This is a genomic window from uncultured Nevskia sp. (assembly GCF_903885465.1).
In the GTDB taxonomy this organism is placed as follows: Bacteria; Pseudomonadota; Gammaproteobacteria; order Nevskiales; family Nevskiaceae; genus Nevskia.
Genome location: NZ_CAISIQ010000557.1, coordinates 1 through 3,597 on the forward strand (window position 1 = coordinate 1; position 3,597 = coordinate 3,597).

Genomic DNA, 3,597 nt, shown 5'->3' on the forward strand with positions numbered 1-3,597 from the left:
ATCGTGACGGCCGTCTCGAATATTTCACGGCGCGAGTGTGCAGCCTCTTGCAGACCAGCCATCTGCCTTCACATTTCGCCGCTCGCCGATGGCTAGGCGCACAAGCGAGTAAAATCGCGCCGTCATTCGAGTGCCGCTGTTCTTGCGGGCGTTCGCCGGCCTTTCAACTGGCCTCCCCCAAGACCCGGACGCTCGTGCGCGAGTGTCTCTTTCAGGTATCGACATGTCCGAACCGGCTGCTGAAGTTTCCGTCACGTTCCGCGATCTCGCGCTTTCCGAACCGGTGCTTTCTGCGCTCGACGCAGTCGGTTACGAATCCCCTTCGCCGATTCAGGGCGCAACCATTCCGCATCTGCTCGCCGGCCGCGATGTGCTCGGCCAGGCGCAGACCGGTACCGGCAAGACCGCCGCTTTCGCGCTGCCGATCCTGTCCAAGCTCGATACCGAGCAGCGTCTGCCGCAGGCGCTGGTGCTGGCGCCGACGCGCGAACTGGCGATCCAGGTTGCCGAAGCCTTCCAGAAATACGCGGCGAAGATTCCCGGCTTCCACGTGCTGCCGATCTACGGCGGCCAGAGCTACGGCCCGCAGCTGTCGGCGCTGAAGCGCGGTGTGCACGTCGTCGTCGGCACGCCGGGCCGTGTGCTCGATCACATGAAGCGCGGCACGCTGGATCTGTCGCAGATCAAGTGTCTGGTGCTCGACGAAGCCGACGAAATGCTGCGCATGGGCTTCATCGAGGACGTCGAATTCGTCCTCAAGGAAACACCGCCGGAACGTCAGGTGGCGCTGTTCTCGGCAACCATGCCGGCAGTCATCCGCCGCATCGCCCAGACCTATCTGAAGGATCCGGCCGAAGTCACGATCAAGTCGAAGACTTCCACCGCGACCAACATCCGCCAGCGCTACTGGCTGGTGTCGGGCATGCAGAAGCTCGATGCGCTGACCCGCATCCTCGAAGCCGAGTGCTTCGACGGCATGATCATCTTCGCCCGCACCAAGGCGGCGACCCAGGAACTGGCGGACAAGCTCGAAGCGCGCGGCTACAACGTCGCCGCGCTCAACGGCGACATGGAACAGCGCGCCCGCGAGCTGACCGTGAACCGTTTGAAGGATGGCCGCCTCGACATCGTCGTCGCCACCGATGTCGCTGCCCGCGGCCTCGACGTGGAGCGCATCAGCCACGTCTTCAACTACGACATCCCGACCGATACCGAAAGCTACGTGCACCGCATCGGTCGCACCGGCCGCGCCGGGCGCTCGGGCGAAGCGATCCTGTTCGTCGCGCCGCGCGAGCGGCACATGCTGAAGCTGATCGAACGCGCCACGCGCCAGCCGATCACGCCGATGGAGCTGCCGTCGGTCGAAGCGGTCAACACCCAGCGCATCGCCCGTTTCACGCAGAAGATTTCCGATGCTCTCGCCAGCGGCGGTCTCGAACCGTTCCGGCCGATCATCGAAGCCTTCGAGCGCGAGAAGAACATCCCGGCGATCGAGATCGCCTGCGCGCTCGCCAAGCTGGTGCAGGGCGATGCCTCGCTGCTGCTCGACGACGTGCAGGAACTGCCGAAGCCGCGCAGCTACAGCGTCGAATCGTCGTCCTCGCCGTCAAGCTACAGCCCGCCGCCGCGTCGTGAATACGATCGCAGTGCGTCTGCCGAGCGCGGCGAGCGTCCGGCCCGCCCGGTGCGTCCGCGTCCGGAAGCTGGCAGCAGCACCGGCGCTGCGCCCTACGAACGCAGCAGCGAACGGCCGGCCCGTCCCGAGCGCACGGAACGTCCCGAGCGCAGTCCGCCAGCCTCGCTGGCCGGGGCGCCCTCGTTCGCTGCACGCAGCGAAGAGACGCCGCGCCCGAAGCGCGCGCCGCGTGAAGAATCGGTGCCAATGGAAACCTTCCGCGTCGAAGTCGGCCATGTCCATGGCGTCAAGCCGGGCAACATCGTCGGCGCGATCGCCAATGAAGCCGGCGTCGAATCGAGCTTCATCGGCCGCATCGAGATCGAGAACGAGTACAGCCTCGTCGATCTGCCGGCCGGCATGCCGAAGGAAATCTTCCGTGACCTGCAGAAGGTCTGGGTCGTCGGCCGCCAGCTGAAGCTGAGCCGGCCGGGCGCACCGCCGGCGAAGACGCCGTATGAAGCGGGTGCTGCGCCGCGTCCGAAAGCGAAGAAGCCGCCGCCGCGGGTCTGAAGCTTTCGTTGCGCGCTGACCGCTCGTCGGTCGCGCAGCGAGTTCAGTTCTGATTCATCGCGAGCCCTGCAATCTGTGCCCAACACGACGCGAATCCGCGTCGTTCAGCGGATCACGGAAACAGGAGTCACGTCATGTTCAAGACCTTCATTGCAACTGCCTTGCTGCTCGGCGCGGCCACCAGCATCCCGGCTTCGGCCGGCAGCCGTGGCAACGCCATTCTCGGCGCGGTGATCGGTGCTGCGGCCGGTGTCGCCATCGGCGACTCGGTGGGCGGACGTGATGGCGCAGTAGTCGGCGGTGCCGTCGGCGGCCTGGTCGGCGCTTCGATCGGCAATCAGAGCGGCCGTCGCAACGATGACCGTCGTTACGACGCCCGCTATGACAATCGCTACGACAACCGTCGCTACGGTAATAGCTACGACGGCCGCTATGAACGTAGCTACCAGCCGCGCTATGAGCCCCGCTACGTCGAGTACCGCGGTTACGATCGCGGCCGCGACAATGGCCGCAATCATCGCCACGACCGCTACTGCAACGACTGATTGCAGCTGACCATTCCAAGAGAAATGAGGAGACTTCGATGAACCGTAAATTTGCTGCGGCGCTGGCCCTGGCCGCCTTGCTGTCCGGCACCGCTTACGCTGGTGATACAACCAATGCCGTCATCGGTGGCGCTATCGGCGGTGGTGCCGGTGCCGCGGTCGGTGATTCGGTCGGCGGCCGTGATGGCGCCATCGTCGGCGGTGCGGTGGGTGGCGCGCTGGGTGCCGGTGTCGGCGCCAATGCCGGCTCCGACAATGACCGCGATAGCCGCCGCCGGGCCGAGAAGGATCGTCATGAGCATCACCATCATGACAACGGCAAGCACAAGGGTGAGCGCAAGAAGCGCTAGGCCGATTGATCTGCAGTTTGTTGAAAACGGTTCAAAAGCCCGGCTCTGGCCGGGCTTTTTGCTGGAGCTCGTCGAGCCTGTTCTGCACCGATAATGGCGCATGCCCCTGAACGTCCCCAAGACCATCCTCGAAGCCGCGATCGGCAACGGCCAGGTGCGCCGCTTCCGCGACTTCGCGCTGGTGGTGCTCGATGGCGAAGGCGCGCTCTGCGTGCCGAACGACATCTGGCTGCCGGCCGCGTCCTGGGCGACATCGCGCGCGCCGTCCGGCAATCGCATGCGCGATCGCATGAACCTGCTGCAGCGGCTGGAAGTGCTGGTCACCCGGCGCGGCACGGCCGTGGTGTCGACCACCGGCGGGCCATTGCGACTGGCGAGATTGCGGGACGTGATGAAGCGCGAGGGCCTGGACATCGGCGAATGGAATTTCCCGCCGCAGTCGGTACTCGATCAGGCGCTGAATCCAACGCCGTTGCCGACGAAGCCGGAGCCGCCGACGACGACGCCTGAAGAC

Annotated in this window: 4 protein-coding genes; all 4 read left to right on the forward strand. The window is 65.5% G+C overall.

Features of this window, described 5'->3' with window-relative positions:
• Positions 1 to 223: 223 nt before the first annotated feature.
• Positions 224 to 2,188 (forward strand): DEAD/DEAH box helicase, encoded by a 1,965-nt coding sequence (locus QZY06_RS21590; RefSeq protein ID WP_295688190.1) that lies wholly within the window; start codon positions 224 to 226, stop codon positions 2,186 to 2,188.
• A gap of 134 nt (positions 2,189 to 2,322) precedes the next feature.
• Positions 2,323 to 2,733, forward strand: coding sequence for a glycine zipper domain-containing protein (locus QZY06_RS21595; protein ID WP_295688192.1), 411 nt, complete (start codon positions 2,323 to 2,325; stop codon positions 2,731 to 2,733).
• A gap of 38 nt (positions 2,734 to 2,771) precedes the next feature.
• Positions 2,772 to 3,083, forward strand: coding sequence for a hypothetical protein (locus QZY06_RS21600; RefSeq protein WP_295688195.1), 312 nt, complete (start codon positions 2,772 to 2,774; stop codon positions 3,081 to 3,083).
• Between the two features lie 100 nt (positions 3,084 to 3,183).
• On the forward strand, positions 3,184 to 3,597 hold a 414-nt coding region (locus QZY06_RS21605; protein WP_295688197.1), incomplete at its 3' end, for a hypothetical protein.